A 19556-nucleotide genomic window follows, 5' to 3' on the forward strand; every position below is an offset into this window, starting at 1 on the left:
AAAACAATTACTATCCTTAAATCACTACTACTAATCGCAATTATTATGTTTACAGCATCGCAATCTGAGGGACAACAAGTTAAACCTTCTGGCAGCGGCTACGCAGCTGTTAATGGCACCAAAGTGTTTTACGAAGTATATGGTGAGGGTAAACCTATTATTTTACTGCATGGTGCTTTCATGACCATTGAGATGAACTGGGGGCAGTTAATACCTGAATTGTCGAAAACACGAAAAGTTATTGCCATCGAATTACAGGGACATGGACATACGCCTTTTTCAGACAGAAAATTAGACCATGCTACGTTGGCTAATGACGTGGAGGGAGTAATGGATTACCTGAAAATTGATAGTGCTGATGTAGCTGGATATAGTTTTGGGGGCGCTGTCGCTTACAAATTTGCGATACAATACCCAAAACGGTTAAGAAAACTAGTGATCATTTCTTCTACTTATAAGAGTAGTGGGTGGATGCCTCAGATAAACAATGCATTTAAAAGTATGAAGCCAGAACTGTTTTTGAATAGTCCTATGCAAGCTGCATACGATGCCGTGGCACCTGATAAAACAAAATGGACAAAGTTCTTAGAGCAGATGATCAACTCAGCACGGGTGCCATTTGACTTTGGTGATTCTAATATTTCAAAAATTTCTGCGCCTGTATTGATTATTGCAGGTGACAATGATGGACTGGATAAATTGGAATTGATAAAAACATATCAACTTTTGGGGGGTGCGGTATGTGCTGATTTTGGAGTGATGCCAAAATCGCAATTGGCCATTGTTCCGTCACAAGGACATGTCAGTCTGATGATGCAGACGAAAACAATATTGAGTTATCTCGATAGTTTTTTAAAGTAACCAGATCAAATGGTGTGAAAATATGTTTTTCTATGTTGAAGATCGGAGAGGGACATACGTCCTTCTCCGAATATTATTTTCATCCTTTTAAACGTTTTCGTCTAAAACAGGCTTCACAGTTGTTCCGGTAGTGATCAAATTAAATAAACTTTGGCTGATAAGCTGTCCCCATGCTGTAGAGCAGGCACTGTAACACTCAACTTCAGGGTGTATACCATCGTGCGTGAAGGTCAGATGGGTTTTATCACCTTTCCGGGCAATCTCAAATACTATTTTTGTGCCCGTCCATTCGGCTTTATCTTCAAGAAAGTTAAGCTGGCTTTCGGTAACCTGCCAAATCACTTTCTCATCGGGGATTAGCTCGGTAACTTCCTGCTTTGAATAATGGATATCCTTGTAACGATAGGTAAATTCGTCTCCTAATTCTTTTGTCTTTCCCTGGAAGTCTCCTGACCACCACTTTTCGGGGGCTATTACAGCTTCAAAAACTTCTTTTGGAGATTGATCGACCAGTATGCTGGTTGTAAAATTGGTTGTTTCCATGTTTTCTATTGTCAATTGTTACTAGCAAAGTTAGTGTCAAACTACGCCGTCAGGATAGGTTGAAATGGACATTATAATGGGTTGTTTTGGACAATTTAACGACTGCACTAAGTGGTTGGATAGTTATTTCGGTATCAGATGGTTAATCCATCAAATATATCTGGTAGGCTACAGGATAAAAATGAAATTAACAGGACTATTTTGGCTTTTGCTTCTTCTTTTAATTCTTTGTAAAGAGCCACAATTTTGACTTGCAGTTGAAACAATTCCCGTTCCCGATGTTCAAGTTTTGCCTGCAGTTCGCTCATGATATTTTGTTCCGGTAATTTTGAATCTATTTCTACTCCAGAGAGGATTTCGGCAGGTGAGACCTTGAAGTAGCGGGCAATCTGGCGCAGGCGTTTAATACTAATGTCTGTTATACCAGCTTCTATTTTTGAATATCCAGGTACGGATATGTTTAGTCTCCGGGCCACTTCTTTTTGATTTTTCCCCGCTTTATGACGTAAGTGGCGAATGTTTTTTCCTGTTGTGTTTGCCATAATTTCTAATATCAGAAATTTTTACGATTTGTGGAAATATAAATTTTACTCTTATTTTTTGACTTCAGAACCTTGTTGTGATCTTAACTTGTTTCTGCAGAACAAATTCTGAGAGCGGAAAGTGTTGAACTTATAAGGCCTGAAAATCCTGATCACAAGATAAATGATGAATAATTAGCCTATATTCGCTGGAAATTATATCTTCCATTTATATGAAATTAACGCTAAAAACAATACTATTTGTATTTTCCATGACTACACTTTCCCTTTTTTCGTGTAGTAAAGGAAATAATCCAACGATTGATAAAAAGGAAAATGTTGTGCCAGATCAAAAGATCTATGTAAAGGTAACTGTCGAAAATGGTGAATTGATCAGTATATCTTCCGTCGCCAATGGAAACAGTGATGCGCAATCAGAAAGTTTGTCTGATAAAAAGTCTTTCACTAAGGAATATAAGTCCATAAGTGTGGTTAATGCAAGTGCTAAAGGCATTGACGCGAATTCTGTACTGACGGTTAAAATTCTAATGGGAGACAAAGTATTAAAACAAGCGATGTCGGCAGGAGCAGATATGTCTGTTGCGATGATGAATTTCTAAAAGCTAGTTAACCAATCACATCGTAGGACATTTTTATAGCTGTTGAGCAAAAAATAACTGAAAAAATTTCATTTTATTTGAAGGCAGAGCGAGTTTAGGCTCTGTCTTCAAATCAATATACAAGGTTTGGGCCACTTTAGATTCAACAGGTGGCCATAAAGGCAAACCAGGTCCATTTGGATTACCCTTATTGACAAAATTAATCCAATAGGAAGACATCATTTCGGATATCTGCTGATCAGCCGGAGTCCAGGGACGCATTAGCTTGTTCAGATTGTTAAACATATAAGGGATTTCGGAGGAGTGAAATGCACCATACTGTGGAAATTCGGGCCAGGGAATGGCACGGTTAAAATAATAGGTATAGGCATGTGCTGTTTTTGAATAACCGACAGCCCATAAATAAGTTGAGGCCAAACCAAAATCTCGCGCACTTTCAATTTGCGATGTACTTGCTTCTGAACCAGTACGAGCTGGGTATAAGAGCTCAAAATCTTTGTAGAGTACGCCGTAGAATTGGCTGGACTGTTTTTGGAATTCTTCAGCAGATATTTTACCATAGTTTGATTTAGCGCTCCCTTCATCAGCATTTATGCCTGTTAGAACGGGTATCGGGTTCTGCTTCCCTTGCTGATATATGCTCGGAACGCTTTCCGGTAAAAACCATCCATCTATGATTGGTCTTAATACACCAGGTAGTTTTTTGGTTAAGGTAAGTAGTTTATCAGCAGACAAATCTCTTAACTGCTTTAGAGAAGACATACCCAAACCAGTCGTGAAATCAGAACAGACTTTTTCTGCTTGTTGTAAAGTGAGCATTGGGGTTCGCGGTACTAAATCAGACCCGCTTTGCGCAATACCTCCACTCATCAAATCTTTGGTTAGTGGGGATGCGATAAGGTCATGCACACATCCTGCACCTGCTGATTGGCCACAAATTGTTACTCGTTTTGGATCACCTCCAAACGAAGCTATATTTTTCTGTACCCATTTTAAGGCCGCCAGTTGATCCATCAGACCATAATTTCCTGAAGAGTGATGTTCAGACTCTTTGCTAAGTTCAGGGTGGGCAAAAAAGCCAAAAATACCGAGACGGTAATTGATATTGATAACGATGATGCCTTTTCTTGCCAGGTTTTCCCCGTTAGAGATGGGAGTGGATCCTGAACCTTCAACATAACCACCTCCGTGTATATAAACCAAAACTGCTAAACTTTCTCCCTTTTTATGCTTCGGTACCCATATGTTTAGATAGAGACAATCCTCGCTAATCGGTTGATCATTGATAAATTCGGCAGTCCAGGGATTGCGTGCCGCTGTGCTTTGCATTGCGCTGTTGCCATATTGATTGGCTGTCTTTATTCCATGCCAATGTTTTGGAGCTTGAGGTGCTTTCCATCTTAAATCTCCAACCGGAGGAGCTGCATATGGAATGCCTTTATATGCCAGAATCTTTCCATCGGGAGAACTCGTTCCTGCAAGCAGACCCTCGTTTAGTTGAATTGTATCTGCAGGTGCCTGAGCAAAGGAATGGTAGGTTGAAAAAAATAAAATAGCGAAGATATACTTTGGAATTTTTCTGCTCATCATAGCAAGATAGAAATAAAAGTGGAGACACCTGTTGTTCTGACTTGTTTACTACGACAAAATAAGTGCAAGAAAATAAATGCCTGGAACGGAAAAGTTGATTAGAAGAAAAATCTAAGTATTTGCAATCTGCGGTAAATTCTTTAATATTGGCCTTTCTGATTTAAGAATAAAAAATGCAAGAAGGTTTTGATGAGGACGATATTAAGCTGCGTTGTTCAGGTGGCGATAGGAAAGCTTATGCACAGCTCTATACCTTTTATTTCAAACCACTTTACAGACATGTATTCCTGTTCCTAAAATCCAAAGAAGCCAGTGAGGAGATCGTTCAGGATGTTTTTGTTAAGATCTGGGAAAACAGGATTATACTCTCTACTGTGCAAAATTTAAAACCTTATCTGTACCGTGTAACCAAGAACTTGCTTTTGGATTATCTGAGAAGATTACAAACGGAGAATCGAATCATTAAAATGGTTAGTCCTGAAACGGAGCCTATAGAAGACAGTACATCCGACAGTATAGATCATAAAGATTATATGGCCTTATCTAAAGAGGCGATCAGTAATTTAACTGAAAAAAGAAGAGAAATCTTCTTAATGCGTACAGAACAGGATTTGTCTCTGGACGAAATTGCAGATAAACTGTCTATTTCAAAATCTGTTGTCAAAAAACAGTTGTATGCCTCAATTGCATTTGTAAGGGAATATATGCATAAACACGGGGGCATATCTACCGGTCTTTTATTAGCCCTTTTAAAAGCCTTATAATTTTTTTCATCGAAAGGGGTCTTTTAAGATTTTCATTCGTCATAATACATATGGACCAGAAAAAAGCCTCTGATTTTATAAAGAAATTTGCTGCAAATGCTTATACAGATTCTGAACACCAGGAATTTCTCTTATGGTTAAATGTGGCCTCATCCGAGGAAATAGAAAACAGCATGGATTTGTATGCACAATGTATAGCAGAAGATCAAAGTACTGAATTACCTTCGCCTGCTTTTGTCAGGACATTGGAACGCAGACTGGACAATGCAGAGCTTATCCATAAGAAATTAGGCAAACAGAAATGGAATTGGATTACAGCAGCTGCAATACTGATTATCATTGGAATGGTTGCTGTTTTTCAGTATTCAGGCAGCAACAAGGAAAATCAGATCACCTTTGTAAAGGATCTTGCACCTGGTGGAAATAAAGCTATATTGACGTTGGGAGATGGTTCTGCAATACCTTTGTCGGGTTCGGGTAAGGGGCAGCTTGCCCAGGAGTCTGGTGTTGTTATTGAAAAAACAGAAGATGGTCAGATCATTTATAAAGTAAAATACCAGGCTTTAGAAGGGAATACAACTCAAAAAACAGTATACAATACCATTGCTACACCAAAAGGTGGTCAATTTCAGGTGAGTTTACCTGATGGCACCAGGGTTTGGCTAAATGCAGCATCATCTTTAAAATATCCGGTTCAGTTTGTTGCCAGAGATAGGAGAGTTCAATTAACAGGAGAAGCCTATTTTGAGGTTGCCAAGAATAAGAAAAAACCGTTCATTGTTGAAAGTAAACAGCAATACGTAGAAGTATTGGGTACTCATTTTAATATCAATAGCTATGAAGAAGAGGCTGTTACTAAAACTACACTTTTTGAAGGAAGTGTACGTGTCGCTGGTCTTTCTCCAACAGATCGCAAAGTAACCACACTTAAGCCAGGTCAGCAATCGGTGCTTACAAATGACCATATTGACATTACAGAGAATAATACCGATGCTGCATTGGCTTGGCAAAAGGGCTTGTTTAGCTTTACAGATGCCGATCTTAAAACGATAATGACAGAATTTGCCCGCTGGTACAACGTAGAAGTTGTGTATGTAGGAAAATTACCTGATCAACATTTTACCGGGGAGATTTCAAGAAAAGTTAGTGCATCAGCCTTTTTAAAGATCCTGAGCAATTTCCATGTTAAATTCAATATGAATGGAGATGGAAAGAGCCAGGGCAAAGTAATTATATCCAGTCAATAAATAACCAACTTATAACCTTAACCAAACCAACATGAAAAAATATTTACGAAGGCAATAAAGCTATACGGCGTTCTTAAAACAAAGCCGAAAAGTGGTTCGAAGCACTTTTCGGCAAAGTTTGAGTAAAACGCAAACCCGGCCGATCAGATCGGCCGGGTCAAATAATTTCTCTTAACTATTTCAGTATACACTCAAACTCACGCAAATTAATGAAAATTACTGCGAATACCATAGCTATGTCCATGACACGGCGACTCCCAAAAATTTTGATGATGATGAAATTAGTCACATTCGTATTTTTTATAGGCCTGATGCAAGCTACTGCGGCAGGATACGCTCAGAAAATTAACCTCTCTGAAAAAAATACTTCTTTGAAAATGGTCTTATTAGAGATCAAAAAACAAAGTGGCTATCTGTTTTTCTATAATGCAGAAGACTTAAACCAAAGAAAGATCAGCATCAATGTGAAAAATGCTTCTATTGAAGAAGCTTTAAAGGCCTGCCTACAAGATCAGCCGTTTTCTTATCAGATAGTAGAAAATACGGTGGTTCTGACAAGGAAAGAAAAAACATTGATTGACAGACTTTCCGATTATTTCACTACCATAGAGGTATCCGGTCGTGTAACTGATGAGGAAGGAAAGCCTCTTTCTGGTGCAACAGTTAGTGTGCTGATTAGTGATGGGACCAACGACAAGAAAACGGGCGACTTTAATCTAAATATCAAAGGCAGGACAACTGCTGCTGTAACCGACGGCAATGGCGAATTTCATCTGAAAAATGTAGATGAAAAAGCTAAAATCCTGATTTCCTATACCGGCTACAAGGTATATGCTGCTCCAGCAGCCCGCGATATGGGAACAATAAAGATGACCTTGAGTGGAATCCTGCAGGAAGTGAATGTTACCGTTAATACAGGTTACCAATCTATTGCAAGGGAGAGAAGTGCGGGGGCCATTGCAAAACCAGACATGGATATATTAAAGAACCGTTCAGGATCTATGAATGTAATTCAAAGATTAGATGGACTGATACCTGGATTAACAATAAACAATGCACCAAACAAAACCGGAGCCACCATTCTGGTCAGAGGACTTACCTCTATTAATGGCAATAAAAACCCATTATTTGTTGTGAATGGAATAGCCATGGATGATATTTCCTCTTTAAACCCTAATGATGTTGAAGATATTACCGTGCTTAAGGATGCAACTGCAGCATCGATATGGGGTGCAAGGGCCGCAAATGGGGTAGTGGTTATCGTAACAAAAAAGGGTAAAAACAGCGATAAACCCAGGGTAGATTACGATGCCTTCATCAATTTTCAAGGTAAGCCAGACCTGGGTTATGTTCCAACTTTAAGAGGAAATGATTTTATCCAGGCTGCAAGAGATACTTTCGACCCTGTACTGAATCCATGGGCAACCATTGCCAGAGTCCAGGCCGCCGGGTTAAATCCTATAGCACCTCATGAAACAATCTTGTATAATCAGTACAGAGGTTTGATTACAAAAGATCAGGCGGATGCGCAGCTTAATGCCCTGGCTGCACAAGATAACCTTCAGCAGATCAAAGACCTGTGGTATAGAAACTCAAGTATTATGAACCATAGTATCTCCTTATCGGGTGGTGGTAATAAGTATAGTTTTTATGGGTCTGGCAATTATACCCGCACATTGGACAATACACCTGGTAATCAGGATAATAATTATGGACTGAATTTAAGACAGGATTTTCGTTTCAACGACAGGATCAGTGCCTATTTGATCACAGACCTGAGAAACAATGTCATCTCATCAAGACAAACAACCAGTCCAACCGCAAATTTTCTTCCTTATGTTAATTTCAAAAATGTAGACGGAACAAACGCTGACATGCCCTGGTTATATAGAACGGATGATGCCAGACTTGGTTATGAAAATAAAAGCCTGATCAGTCTGAACTACAATCCGCTTGATGACTTGAATTATGCCAACACCAAAAGCAATCTTATCTATGGAAGGGTGACGTCGGGACTCAGCGTTAAGCTTGTTAAAGGCTTGCGCTATGAAGGTGTTTATGGATTTACAAGGGGATATACAAAACAAATCAATTTATTAGACGAAAAAAGTTACGCGGTCAGAAATGAATTGGTGTCCTTCACGGTAGCTCCTAAAACTTCAGGCGATTTACCTACCTATTACCTTCCATCAACTGGTGGAAGAAAAACAACAAGTAATCTGGACCAGCGCAACTGGACGATAAGGAACCAGTTTATTTACGATAATTCCTGGAATAATGGAAAGCATCAGCTTACGGTTCTAGGCGGCCAGGAAGCACAAGAGAGTTTTACCAATAGCAATTCTTCCGTCATTCGCGGATACAATTCACAGTTGCTGAGCTTTGGTTCTATAGATTATGGACAGTTGTCTAAAAGCACAACGTTAAATAATAGTGCGCCAGGAGCCGGAATTGTCTATTACGGCGCGCCTGTTATGCCATCTGGATTAAGTAACAGTGTCTTAGCCAATGATCAGTATTCGGAGCAGGAGCAAACGGTGCGGTTTACCTCGTATTATGCCAATGCAGGGTATACTTTTGATCAAAAATATACCGTAAATGGAAGCTGGAGGATTGACCAGTCCAATTTGTTTGGTAAGGACAAATCTGCACAAAACAAACCTGTATGGAGTAGTGGCCTAAGCTGGGCCATCTGGAAAGAGGATTTTATGAAACAAATCAGCTGGATGGACAGACTTGTTTTGCGAACAACTTATGGAATTACAGGTAATTCTCCAGACCCGGGCTCTGCAGCTTCAGTAGATGTACTAGGTAAACTAACAAGCACGTTTTTCAGTAATCCGAATGGATTAGCCATTAATACTCCTGGAAATAAGAAATTAAGCTGGGAAACCACTAAAGTAACTAATGTGGGAATTGATTTTGCTATCCTAAAAAGTAGAATTAGTGGATCTGTTGACTTGTATAATAAGAATACAGAGAACTTGATCGGAGCGATGCCAGTAAATCCCTTTACAGGCTACGCTTATATCACCGGTAATCTGGGGTCAATGAATAACAAAGGAGTTGAACTCAGTTTAAAAACGATAAATATTGATCATGCAGATTTTAGATGGTCCACCTTATTTAATTTTGCCTATAATAAGAACAAGATCACCAAACTGAATACCCTGAAGTCATTGAATGGCGTTTCGTCTCCGCTTACTTCAGCGAGCGATTTTATGGCACAGCCCTACCTGGAAGGGTATTCTGCCTTTTCTGTATTTGCTTATCAGTATTCAGGTCTTGATCATATGGGTGATCCACTCGTTAAACTGAAAGATGGTACCGTCACAAAATCCCCTACAGGTGTTAAGATTGAAGATTTGAAATATATGGGTACTTACCAGCCTGTCTGGGCCGGTGGTTTTACAAATATATTTGAGTATAAAGGCTTTTCACTGGCATTAAATGCAGTTTATAGCTTAGGCAATGTAATGAGAAGGGATGTGAATTCTTATTATAGCGGCCGGACTCTTGTACAGAGCGCAAGCAGCGCTGTTTTTACAACAGGTAATGTTAATGCTGAATTTGCAAACAGATGGAAAAATCCAGGCGACGAAGCATTTACCAATATTCCTGCTTATATAGGAGCAAGTGGTACAAACCTTTCCAGGAGAAATACAAATTACTACACCCTTGCAGATATCAATGTGCTGGACGCCTCCTATATTAAATTAAGAGATGCCACTCTAGCCTACAGCTTCCCCAAAACTGTGCTTTCCAGATTAAAGTTAAATGGTCTGACAATAAGAGGACAGGTTTCAAACATTATGCTCTGGAAAGCAAATCATGCAGATATCGATCCTGAATTTCAAAATGCACTGGGAGGATCAGTTGCGGGTGGGATAAGATCCTTACCAGTTAATCAGCATACCCTAACACTTGGTGTACATTTAACCCTATAAAGGCCTTAAACTATAAAAAAATGAAGAGTAAAATCATAAAATACACGGTCGTACTGAGCATGATTATCAGTTTCAGTTCCTGCAAGAAAAGTTTTTTGGAGATAGATCCAAAAGGCAAATTAATTGCCAAAAATATAAATGACTACGATTTAATGTTTAACAATACAGCACAGGTTACTTTAAATCCTGATCTTGATGCACAAGTTCTCATGGGGGATGAGGTTACTTCTATAGATCCCTATTTCAGCGGTGGGGCGCTTAGAGAAATGCGTTTATTTAGATGGGATGATGTCATATATCAACCAAGTGAAGATGCGGTAGAGATGTCTGCGTTAATGAAGGTATTGTATACCTACAATAAAATTGCAACAGAAGTGCCTAATGCAATAGGCGGTACAGATGCGCAGAAAGCCAAATTGAAAGCAGATGCCCTCTTGAACCGGGCCTGGATCTATTTTTATTTAAGTAACTACTATGGGAAGCCATATTCCGGCTCAGCTGCAACAGATTTATGTTATCCAATTATAACCAATTCAGATGTTACGGAAACCAGTTTTCAAAGAGCGACGGTGCAGCAAGTATATGATTTTATGGTCACTGACTTACAAACCGCTATTTCAATCCTTCCTATAAATCCAGTAGACAGGACCCGGGGTTCCAGAGCAGCGGCAGAAGCACTACTTGGAAAGATCTATGTGTTTATGGGGAAATATACAGAAGGACTTAAGCAATTCAACAACGCACTGAATGATCTGCCAACGAACATCAAGGTTGGCCTATATGATTATAATGTTACTATGACCAACAATGGTCCTTGGGGCTATAGTTCTGTAACAAGTCCCTTAACTTATGTTGTTGGCGCACCGCTTTCACCAGACTATGAAGAAAATCTTCTTGCACGTCAATTTTCTAACGGTTATAGCTTTTTATCATCTTTTGCTTTGCTAACTCCTCAGGCGGCCTCCTTGTATACATCATCGGACCAGCGATTGAAATTTTTTACTCCTAAACCATTTGGCGGGGCTAATTTTCCAGCGCCAGGTGTATTGAGAAGAAATGGTCCAATTACAGTACCATGTGGGGTGGTGCTGCCTGAACTGTACCTACTTCGTGCAGAATGCAAGGCCAGAACCAATGACATCGATGGTGCAAAGACAGATTTGGAAACTTTACGTAAAAATCGGATGCCTGCAGCAGATGCTACAGTAAATATTACGGATCAGACAGCTATGATCAAATTTATTATGCAAGAGCGGACCAGGGAGTTTGCACTACAGGGTTACCGGTGGTTTGATATGAGAAGATTATCTGTTGACCCACTCTTTTCCGGAACAACATATATACATACCTATACAAATTCTACAGGCTTAAATACCACCTTTACCCTTAAACCTGAAAGATTTGTACTTCGTTTTCCGGATAAAGTTATGCTAGCCAATCCAGGAATGGCCAACAATCCCTAAAAACTAAATCTTGAAAAACAAAATATGAAAAAAATCAGAAACATCCTGATGGGCTTGTCCGTGCTCTGTACTTCAGCCTTTGCCCAAAAGGAAACCTTAAAACCAAGCTTTGGAATGGGTTCAGAGGTATCGGAATATCCTAAAGTACAATGGATACAGGGTGACCCCGTAACCCGCTTTGATAAAGATAAAATCTATATCGTAGAATGTTGGGCCACCTGGTGTGGCCCCTGTAAAGCGGCTATTCCTCACGTAAACCAATTGCAGAAAAAATTTGGGAACAAGGTGGTGATTATTGGCCAGAACATCTGGGAAACCAATCCAAAAAAAGTAGCCGATTTTGTGAAACAGGAAGGCGATGGGATGAGTTACCGAATTGCCTATGGAGGTGGACAGGAAAGTGATTTCTCTTTAAAATTCATGAAAGCCGCAGGGTTGAACGGAATTCCACAGACCTTTGTAATCCAGGACAATAAAGTAGTATGGATGCCAAATCCGGAGCAGTTGAGCGAGGAGGCGATACAACTGTTGATAGACCGAAAGTTTAATGTAGAGACTGCTAAAAATCTGGATCCAGCCAAAAAGTATGACGGGATACGGAAACTGATTTTTGAGGATAAAGCTTACGACCGCGCCATGGTTGTTCTGGATTCGATGCTGGAAAAAAATCCCTTTGAAGATACAGGAGTAATGACGAAATGGATCTTGTACAGCAAAATGGGTAGACCAGCCGATGCAGTATCCTATCTCAAAAAAGCTTATGATCAGCATCCTACATCTACTGTAAAATACTTGTATTATAAAGTACTTCAGGACAATAAGCAATGGGATGTTCTGGAAAAAGCAACGGACGCCTATCTGAAAGAAAACCCGGGTGATGATGCGGACGCTGCAGAAGCGATGATTGCAAGGTACGCCGCAATCTATGGACAGGGTAATTTGATCGGTGCAGCAGCTTTGCTGAATAAGTTTACGGCCAGTTCGAAAAATCCGCAAACCTTAATGAGAATTGCTTTTATTGATCAAATCGTTCCTGCTGCTAAACCTGATGCTGCAATTGCCGCAGCAATGTTTAAAGCCGGAGAAAAGTCGCTTACACTTGATCCCGTCAACCTGATGCTTTCGGGAGAGTTGGTTAAGAGAAGCTGGAGAAACAATGATAAGGAAAAGGCGAAAAACCTAACGGAAAAAACAATTTCGGAGCTAAAGAAAAATGTGGGGCAGCAAAAATTGGTTTCTATATTAGAACAGTTACTCGCTTCATTAAAGAAAGATGAACTTCCTTCTGACCAGCAGTTTAAGTTGTGGAAAATAGAATCAAATAAATAAACTTATATACTCATGAAATTAATAATTAATCTCAGCGTGGTGGCTTTTGCTGCGCTAAGTCTCACTACCCAGGCTCAAAATCGTTTTTCTATTAACGGAAAGTTCAGTAGCCTTAAAGACGAAAAGAAGGTTTTTCTGGAATACAGAGAAAAAGGTAAAAGTATCTCCGATTCAACAGTAACTAAAAATGGGGCATTCAGCTTCAAAGGGCAAATAGCTGTTGAAACGGTGAAAGCCTCCATCAGTCTTAAGTCGCTTCAGCAAGACCCTTCAGTTTCCCGTATGGAAAGAATACTAAGAAGGGATGAAATTGATTTCTTTCTTGAAAAAGGAGATTTTTTGGTGAAGGGCACCAATACTGCGAAAAATGCAACCATCACAGGTGGCAAAACCCAAAAAGAATATCTCTTTTTGCAGGCTTCTTTGAAGCCCGAAGTGGACAAAATGCAGCCTTTGAGTGAGGAACTGATTCCAGTTCTGATCAAAACCCAGGGAAAGGGTATGGATACCAATACGTACATTAAAGCTATCCAGGTACAAATGGCTCCGATGAGGAAAAATATTGCCCAAAAAGAAGAGGCTTTTATTAAATCCAATCCGGATTCGTATGTTAGTTTTGATTTGGTTAAAGATATGGGAACGATCATTCAACCTAAAACCTTTGAGCCATTGTTTAACAGTCTAAGTGCGAGGTTGAGAAACACAGAAGAAGGTAAAACCTTGGCCCGTAAATTAGAAGTTACAAAGAAGACGGCAATAGGTGTTACAGCACAAAACTTTAGCCAACCTGATGTGAATGGAAAAGTGGTTTCTCTGGATGACTATAAAGGGAAGTATGTGCTTTTGGATTTTTGGGCAAGCTGGTGTGGACCATGCCGGGCGGAGAATCCTAATGTATTAAAAGCATATCAACAATTTAAAGATAAAAACTTTGATGTCCTGGCAGTTTCTCTTGATGATAAAAAGGAAAATTGGCTGAAAGCGGTTAAAGATGATGCTTTACCCTGGACACAAGTAAGTGATCTTCGAGGCTGGAAGAACCAGGCTGCGGGATTTTATGCGATTACAGCCATCCCCCAGAACTTTTTAATAGATCCCAATGGTGTTATCATTGCTACTAATCTTCGTGGTGATGCTTTGATGAAGAAACTTCGGCAAATTATTAAATAAAGTACTGACACAAATAAAAAAGAGGCAGCTGGAAAAGTTGCCTCTTTTTTATTTGTGTCAAACGCATCGGTAAGAGAATAGGCGGTTTTCTGAATTGGGAATTATCTAATCGAAATAATCTCAGAAAAGGATATACATTGTCAATCAAATTATTAAATTGCAATGTATAAGTAGATGTCAGATTACAGAAAGCTTACCGACCAGGAATTGATTATCCTTTTGAAACAGGGAGACCAATTGGCCTATACGCAGATTTATGATCGCTACCAGACATTGTTGTTTTTACATGCAATAAAGAAGGTTAGGGAAGAAGAAGATGCAAAAGATATAGTTCAGGAGATATTTGCTGATTTATGGATCCGAAAGGAGGAGCTTTCTTTACAATGTACTCTTTCTGCGTATCTGTATACTTGTGTTAGAAATAAATTTGTTAACCTGCTTCAGCATAAAGAAGTTAGAATGAGGTATTCTGTGTCTTTTCAATCTTTTATTGATGAAAATACAGTGGGTTCAGACCTGCTGATCAGAGAAAAACAGCTGGCCTCTTTGATTGAAAAAGAAATCAGTGCTTTGCCAGTTAAAATGCAGAAAATATTTGTTCTGAGTCGCCGGGAACATAAAAGTTATAAAGAAATTGCTGCTCAGTTAAATGTATCGGAAGAAACGGTCCGTAAACAAGTGAAAAACGCATTGAAAATCCTTAGGATAAAATTAGGGACTATTCTTCTGTTTGCATTGGTATTCTGGTATTACTATAATAGTCGAATCTGATTTTTTTTTAAAAAATCTTACCCTACTGGCTTTCTGAACTGACATAGTAATTTAAAGGCGCGAAATCTTGTATTATGCAAAGGAAAAAGGCTAACCAAATATTGGAAAAGATCCATCAGGGAACTGCTACTGAAGAAGAAACTGCTTTATTCGAAAGCTGGTACCAGAGCTTTCATACAGAATTGACTTATGACTATACGACGCAAGAATTGGAACAAATTAAAGCGGAAATGAAACTGCAGCTTAATCTAATAGAAGGCAGACCTTCTGTGCTTCGATTATGGCCACGTTTTGCCGCTGTAGCTTCTATTGTTCTTTGTATAACCGCCGCAATCTTTTTTTATGTTAAACCTCACGGGCCAAATCAAGGACAGAAGACCGTAGTAGTTCAAAATGATATTGAACCTGGTGGTAATAAAGCTTACCTGACCCTTTCAAATGGCAAAAGACTATCCTTATCTGATGCAACCACTGGTACTCTTGCCCAGGAAGCAGGGGTGCAAATTTCTAAGACCTCTGATGGACGGCTGGTTTATCTGGTGGAAAACCGTAGCAAAGGTCAGGATGGTGAAGGGAAATTAAATACAATTGAAACGCCAAAAGGAGGACAATATCAGGTTCGTCTACCTGATGGATCCAAAGTTTGGTTAAATGCGGCTTCAAAGTTGAGCTATCCGGTTTCTTTTGCATCGGCCGGAATACGGAGAGTAGAATTGACAGGCGAAGCCTATTTTGAGGTGTCAAAGGATAAAAAGCACCCTTTTATAGTGAAAAGTCTGGGTCAGGAAGTTGAAGTGCTGGGTACACACTTTAATATTACCAGTTATACAGATGATACAAGCATTAAGACTACGCTTTTGGAAGGATCGGTCCGTGTGTCGTTGCCTGGGCCAGGTACAAAGACAGGTGACCTCTCCCAGCACAGTCAAGTGGTATTAAAACCAGGAGAGCAATCTGTTTTAGATGATCATTTAAAAATAGTGCAGGCAGATGTTGAGGAGGTGATGGCCTGGAAAAACCAGCGGTTTACGTTTAACAGCCAGCCTTTAGAAAGTATTATGCGGCAGATATCCAGATGGTATGATGTTGATATTGTATACAAGGGAGGTATTTCCAGAAGAGAATTTACGGGAACTGTATCCCGTTATGCAAATGTGTCACAGGTATTAAAAATGCTCGAATTAACAAATCTGGTTCATTTCAAAATTGAGGAAAGGAGAATAATCGTCATGCCATAAAACATACTTATTATCAATGAACCAAAAAGTACCGGAAGCGCTTGCAACACTCCCGGTAAAGTCAGGTTTCATATTGATCTATGCGACTAAACAAGAATCAAAAAACTTAACCAAACCAAATGTATGAAATTTTATACTTTAATGAGGTATAAGCTTGCTGTGCTTATGCATCAACAATTGTATTCCCTAATTATTGGGATATCAATGAACCCACAGCTAACAAAGAAAATAATTATGCGAGCCAATTTGACCTTTGTTTTACTAATTACTTTATTCCTTCAAATGGGGATTGCTGCAAATGCCCAGAGAATCACATTATCTGCAAGAAATAAGAGCTTAAAGGAGGTATTTAAACAGATTGGTAAACAAAGCGGATATATATTTTTGTATGGAAATGATGCGCTTTTAGGTACACAGTCTGTGACTATAGAAGCTACTGATTCATCTCTGGAAGACGTGCTTAAAGCATGTTTTGCCGGGCAACCAATTGTCTACACTATTATAGATAAGACCGTGATCATTAAAATTAAACCTGTTGTTCCGTTTAAAACTACCTACATGGTTGCAGTAGGAATTTTGAAAGGAAAAGTGACCGATAGCAAAGATGGCATACCCATAGGAGGGGTGACGATTAAGCTGGAAGGTGAGGGGGTTGAGTTTACAAAAACCTCCGACGAACATGGTAATTATAGTTTCGGTAATTTAAAACCAGGAAGGTATAAAATCAGCTGGCATTATATTGGTTTTACAAACCAATCCAAAGACATTACAATTGCTGATGGTTTAAATCCTGATCTGAATGTTATTCTTCGGGAAGAAGCTGCACAACTGGGTGAGCTTGTTGTTGTTGGTTTTGGCACACAAAAAAAGGCTGATCTGACAGGCGCGGTTGGGGTTGTAAATGTAGAAAAATCATTAACATCCAGACCGGTAACCAATATCCAGGAGTTACTGGCAGGCACAGTTCCGGGATTAAATATTTCAAAAAGTTCTGGGGCTGTAGGGTCGGGGGCAAGTTTGAATATACGAGGCACTTCTACCATTGGGGGCAGTTCTGGTGTTCTAGTCCTCATTGATGGTTTTCCTGGAAATATTTATACTCTTAACCCTAACGATATAGAAAGCATTTCTGTACTTAAAGATGCGGCGTCAGCCTCTATCTATGGATCAAGGGCGGCCAATGGAGTTTTATTGATCACCACTAAGAGAGGTAAAAAGAACGGAAAGCCAACAGTTGAATTCAATACGACTATTGGCGCCCAGCGGCCACAGTTTAAACTTGATTTTGTGGGTTCAGCAGATTATATGAAGCTTTGGGATCAGGCACTGGTAAACGATGGCAAGCAGCCATTGTATGGAGCAAAGGGATTGGCAGATTTAGCGGCAGGAAAATATCCGGATAATAAGTGGTATATGGATATCTATAAGAAGAACTCTTTGATTAGCACAAACAACATGGCTATTTCCGGAGGTGGAGACAATATTACTTATAGGGTGTCCGGTTCCTATGACTATCAGGATGGTACATTGCCACAAAATAAATATAATAGGTATACTTTCAGGCCGGATATGATGATTAAAGTATCAGATAAAATTACTGTTGCTGCAAATTTGCAATATACAGAAACACTGCTTGATCAACCTCAGGGAGGAACGGATATTTGGCAATCCCAATCTGCGAGATCCTCTCCAATAAGCCCCATATATACAAAAAATGGCCAATATGCAATCGGTTCTTCTATGGTGGGAAACACGATTGCAGGTCTAAACGAAGGTGGTTACAATAAAAGTAAATACAATGAGCTATTTGGTGTATTGGATGTAACTTATAGCCCTATAGATAACTTAAATGTAAAAGGATCCTACTCAAGAATATCAACTGACCAGCGTACGACAGACAGATTATTATCTTATAATTTGTATGACGATAATGGAAAAGTGGTAGCCCAAAAAAATATTGTGACTGCACTTAATGAATCCTACGCAAATAATTACAGAAACGTCTATCAATTAACGGCAGATTACGGATATAATATAAAAAAACATAATATAAAGGCTCTAGTGGGTTATTCGCAGGAATACTACAATACAAATTCATTTAGTGCCTATAGGGACAATCTGCCTTTTGATAATATCGATGTTTTAAATACTGGATCTTCTGCCAACATGCAGAATACAGGCACAGCCAGCGATGTAGCAATCAGGTCGTTTTTTGGTCGGTTGAATTACGATTATGATGGTAAGTATTTATTTCAGGCCAATATTAGAGCAGATGGGTCTTCTCGTTTTGCTCAAGGACATCAATGGGGTTATTTTCCATCATTTTCTGCAGGATGGAATATCAATAAAGAAACTTTCTTCGACGTAAATTGGATTTCCAATTTAAAAATCAGAGCTTCTTGGGGTATTTTAGGGGACGCCGAAAAAGTTGATTATTATTCGACCGCACAGACTTTAATGTACAATCCATCTATTTATGGATTCAATGGGGAAATTGTACCAGGTGCCTATAACAATGTGTCTGTAAATCCCAACATTTCCTGGGAGGAAGCCAAACAAACAGATCTTGGTTTAGATATGGGGATGTTTAAAGGGAAAATAAATATTACAGTAGATTATTTTCTGAATAAGCGGGACAATATTTTGTATGCTGCACCTGTAAGTACTGAATTTGGGCTGCCAGCTCCATTGAGCAATTTACTGAAAATGAACAATAAGGGCTGGGAATTTTTGGTTAATTATAAGGATAAGGCCGGAGATTTTCATTGGGGAATGGATGTAAATTCTGCATTCTCCAAAAATAAGATAACCGATCTTGGAGGAACGGGGCCATGGATTGGCGATACCTTTACAGATGTAGGGACACAATTGAACCTCCCATATGGACTAAAGGCTGTTGGATTATTTCAGAATGCACAGGATATAGCCACTAGTCCTAATCAGGGACCAAATGTATTCCCTGGAAATATTAAATACCAGGATACAAATGGTGACCATGTTATCGATGGAAAAGATCGGATTGTTTTAAATGACAAGGTGGTTATACGATTTGGAAGCAACTTGAATTTTGGTTGGAAAAATTTTGATTTTTCAGCCAATGTTACCGGAGCTTTAAACGGTATGAGATATATGAGTGGATATGAGGGATGGGCATTCTATCTTTCCCAGAATGCACGGCCACTAGCGCTTGATAATTGGACGCCGGATAACCCAAATGCCTCATACCCAAGGTTGTCAATTCAAAACACCTCCAATGATACGAAATACTCGAGTTTTTGGTTAAGAAAAGCTGACTATATAAAAATACAGAACTTGCAATTTGGTTATGCCTTTCCTGCTACTTTGCTAACAAGGACAAAAATAAATTATTTAAGATTATTTGTATCTGCTCAAAATGTAGCTACTATAACCAATTATCCTGGTTTCGATCCAGAAGGTGGATATTATCCATTGTCAAGAACATTTTCTTTTGGTCTGAATCTTAAATTTTAA

14 protein-coding genes are annotated in these 19556 nt (G+C 39.2%); 11 read left to right on the forward strand and 3 right to left on the reverse strand.

Annotated elements, in window-relative coordinates:
- The first annotated feature begins 45 nt into the window (after positions 1-45).
- Positions 46-861, forward strand: coding sequence for an alpha/beta hydrolase (locus R2S08_RS12000; RefSeq protein ID WP_316835400.1), 816 nt, complete (start codon positions 46-48; stop codon positions 859-861).
- An 87-nt stretch (positions 862-948) separates the two neighbouring features.
- Here the strand turns inward: R2S08_RS12000 and R2S08_RS12005 are convergent, their stop codons facing one another.
- Both R2S08_RS12005 and R2S08_RS12010 read right to left on the reverse strand, forming a co-directional pair.
- On the reverse strand, positions 949-1404 hold the full coding sequence (locus tag R2S08_RS12005; RefSeq protein WP_316835401.1) for an SRPBCC domain-containing protein: 456 nt from the start codon (positions 1402-1404) through the stop codon (positions 949-951).
- A gap of 134 nt (positions 1405-1538) precedes the next feature.
- Positions 1539-1946 (reverse strand): helix-turn-helix transcriptional regulator, encoded by a 408-nt coding sequence (locus R2S08_RS12010; protein WP_316835402.1) that lies wholly within the window; start codon positions 1944-1946, stop codon positions 1539-1541.
- 212 nt (positions 1947-2158) lie between these two features.
- Between R2S08_RS12010 and R2S08_RS12015 the strand changes: the two genes are divergently transcribed.
- Entirely contained in the window at positions 2159-2545 is a 387-nt protein-coding gene (locus tag R2S08_RS12015; protein WP_316835403.1) for a hypothetical protein, read from the forward strand.
- Between the two features lie 33 nt (positions 2546-2578).
- On the opposite strand, the gene R2S08_RS12020 is transcribed toward R2S08_RS12015, so the two are convergent.
- Complete coding sequence (locus R2S08_RS12020) at positions 2579-4135, reverse strand: carboxylesterase/lipase family protein (RefSeq protein WP_316835404.1); 1557 nt, start codon at positions 4133-4135, stop codon at positions 2579-2581.
- A gap of 173 nt (positions 4136-4308) precedes the next feature.
- On the opposite strand from R2S08_RS12020, the gene R2S08_RS12025 reads away from it, so the two are divergent.
- The 9 genes from R2S08_RS12025 (at position 4309) to R2S08_RS12065 (ending at position 19556) form a co-directional block, all read left to right on the forward strand.
- On the forward strand, positions 4309-4899 hold the full coding sequence (locus R2S08_RS12025) for an RNA polymerase sigma-70 factor (protein WP_316835405.1): 591 nt from the start codon (positions 4309-4311) through the stop codon (positions 4897-4899).
- Positions 4900-4949: 50 nt separating this feature from the next.
- Positions 4950-6146, forward strand: a complete 1197-nt coding sequence (locus R2S08_RS12030; protein ID WP_316835406.1) for a FecR family protein — start codon at positions 4950-4952, stop codon at positions 6144-6146.
- Between the two features lie 272 nt (positions 6147-6418).
- Positions 6419-10093 (forward strand): SusC/RagA family TonB-linked outer membrane protein, encoded by a 3675-nt coding sequence (locus R2S08_RS12035; protein WP_316835407.1) that lies wholly within the window; start codon positions 6419-6421, stop codon positions 10091-10093.
- A 20-nt stretch (positions 10094-10113) separates the two neighbouring features.
- Complete coding sequence (locus R2S08_RS12040; RefSeq protein ID WP_316835408.1) at positions 10114-11556, forward strand: RagB/SusD family nutrient uptake outer membrane protein; 1443 nt, start codon at positions 10114-10116, stop codon at positions 11554-11556.
- A 24-nt stretch (positions 11557-11580) separates the two neighbouring features.
- Entirely contained in the window at positions 11581-12885 is a 1305-nt protein-coding gene (locus R2S08_RS12045) for a redoxin family protein (RefSeq protein WP_316835409.1), read from the forward strand.
- 12 nt (positions 12886-12897) lie between these two features.
- Positions 12898-14055 carry an AhpC/TSA family protein gene (locus R2S08_RS12050; RefSeq protein WP_316835410.1) on the forward strand — a complete coding sequence of 386 codons (1158 nt, stop codon included), beginning with the start codon at positions 12898-12900 and terminating at the stop codon, positions 14053-14055.
- Positions 14056-14229: 174 nt separating this feature from the next.
- Entirely contained in the window at positions 14230-14826 is a 597-nt protein-coding gene (locus R2S08_RS12055) for an RNA polymerase sigma-70 factor (protein WP_316835411.1), read from the forward strand.
- A gap of 74 nt (positions 14827-14900) precedes the next feature.
- The gene (locus R2S08_RS12060) at positions 14901-16064 is read left to right on the forward strand and encodes a FecR family protein (protein WP_316835412.1); all 1164 of its coding nucleotides are present in this window, start codon (positions 14901-14903) and stop codon (positions 16062-16064) included.
- Between the two features lie 234 nt (positions 16065-16298).
- Positions 16299-19556, forward strand: coding sequence for a TonB-dependent receptor (locus R2S08_RS12065; RefSeq protein WP_316835413.1), 3258 nt, complete (start codon positions 16299-16301; stop codon positions 19554-19556).

Source organism: Pedobacter nutrimenti (genome assembly GCF_032678445.1).
Taxonomy (GTDB): Bacteria; Bacteroidota; Bacteroidia; order Sphingobacteriales; family Sphingobacteriaceae; genus Pedobacter; species Pedobacter nutrimenti_A.

Bases quoted from the DNA above. Each gene is read 5' to 3' on its own strand.
- R2S08_RS12015 (WP_316835403.1), top strand. From the start codon at position 2,159: ATGAAATTAACGCTAAAAACAATACTATTTGTATTTTCCATGACTACA.
- R2S08_RS12050 (WP_316835410.1), top strand. From the start codon at position 12,898: ATGAAATTAATAATTAATCTCAGCGTGGTGGCTTTTGCTGCGCTAAGT.
- R2S08_RS12020 (WP_316835404.1), bottom strand. From the start codon at position 4,135: ATGATGAGCAGAAAAATTCCAAAGTATATCTTCGCTATTTTATTTTTT.
- R2S08_RS12040 (WP_316835408.1), top strand. From the start codon at position 10,114: ATGAAGAGTAAAATCATAAAATACACGGTCGTACTGAGCATGATTATC.
- R2S08_RS12065 (WP_316835413.1), top strand. From the start codon at position 16,299: ATGCGAGCCAATTTGACCTTTGTTTTACTAATTACTTTATTCCTTCAA.
- R2S08_RS12025 (WP_316835405.1), top strand. From the start codon at position 4,309: ATGCAAGAAGGTTTTGATGAGGACGATATTAAGCTGCGTTGTTCAGGT.
- R2S08_RS12030 (WP_316835406.1), top strand. From the start codon at position 4,950: ATGGACCAGAAAAAAGCCTCTGATTTTATAAAGAAATTTGCTGCAAAT.
- R2S08_RS12060 (WP_316835412.1), top strand. From the start codon at position 14,901: ATGCAAAGGAAAAAGGCTAACCAAATATTGGAAAAGATCCATCAGGGA.
- R2S08_RS12005 (WP_316835401.1), bottom strand. From the start codon at position 1,404: ATGGAAACAACCAATTTTACAACCAGCATACTGGTCGATCAATCTCCA.
- R2S08_RS12010 (WP_316835402.1), bottom strand. From the start codon at position 1,946: ATGGCAAACACAACAGGAAAAAACATTCGCCACTTACGTCATAAAGCG.
- R2S08_RS12000 (WP_316835400.1), top strand. From the start codon at position 46: ATGTTTACAGCATCGCAATCTGAGGGACAACAAGTTAAACCTTCTGGC.
- R2S08_RS12045 (WP_316835409.1), top strand. From the start codon at position 11,581: ATGAAAAAAATCAGAAACATCCTGATGGGCTTGTCCGTGCTCTGTACT.
- R2S08_RS12035 (WP_316835407.1), top strand. From the start codon at position 6,419: ATGATGAAATTAGTCACATTCGTATTTTTTATAGGCCTGATGCAAGCT.
- R2S08_RS12055 (WP_316835411.1), top strand. From the start codon at position 14,230: ATGTCAGATTACAGAAAGCTTACCGACCAGGAATTGATTATCCTTTTG.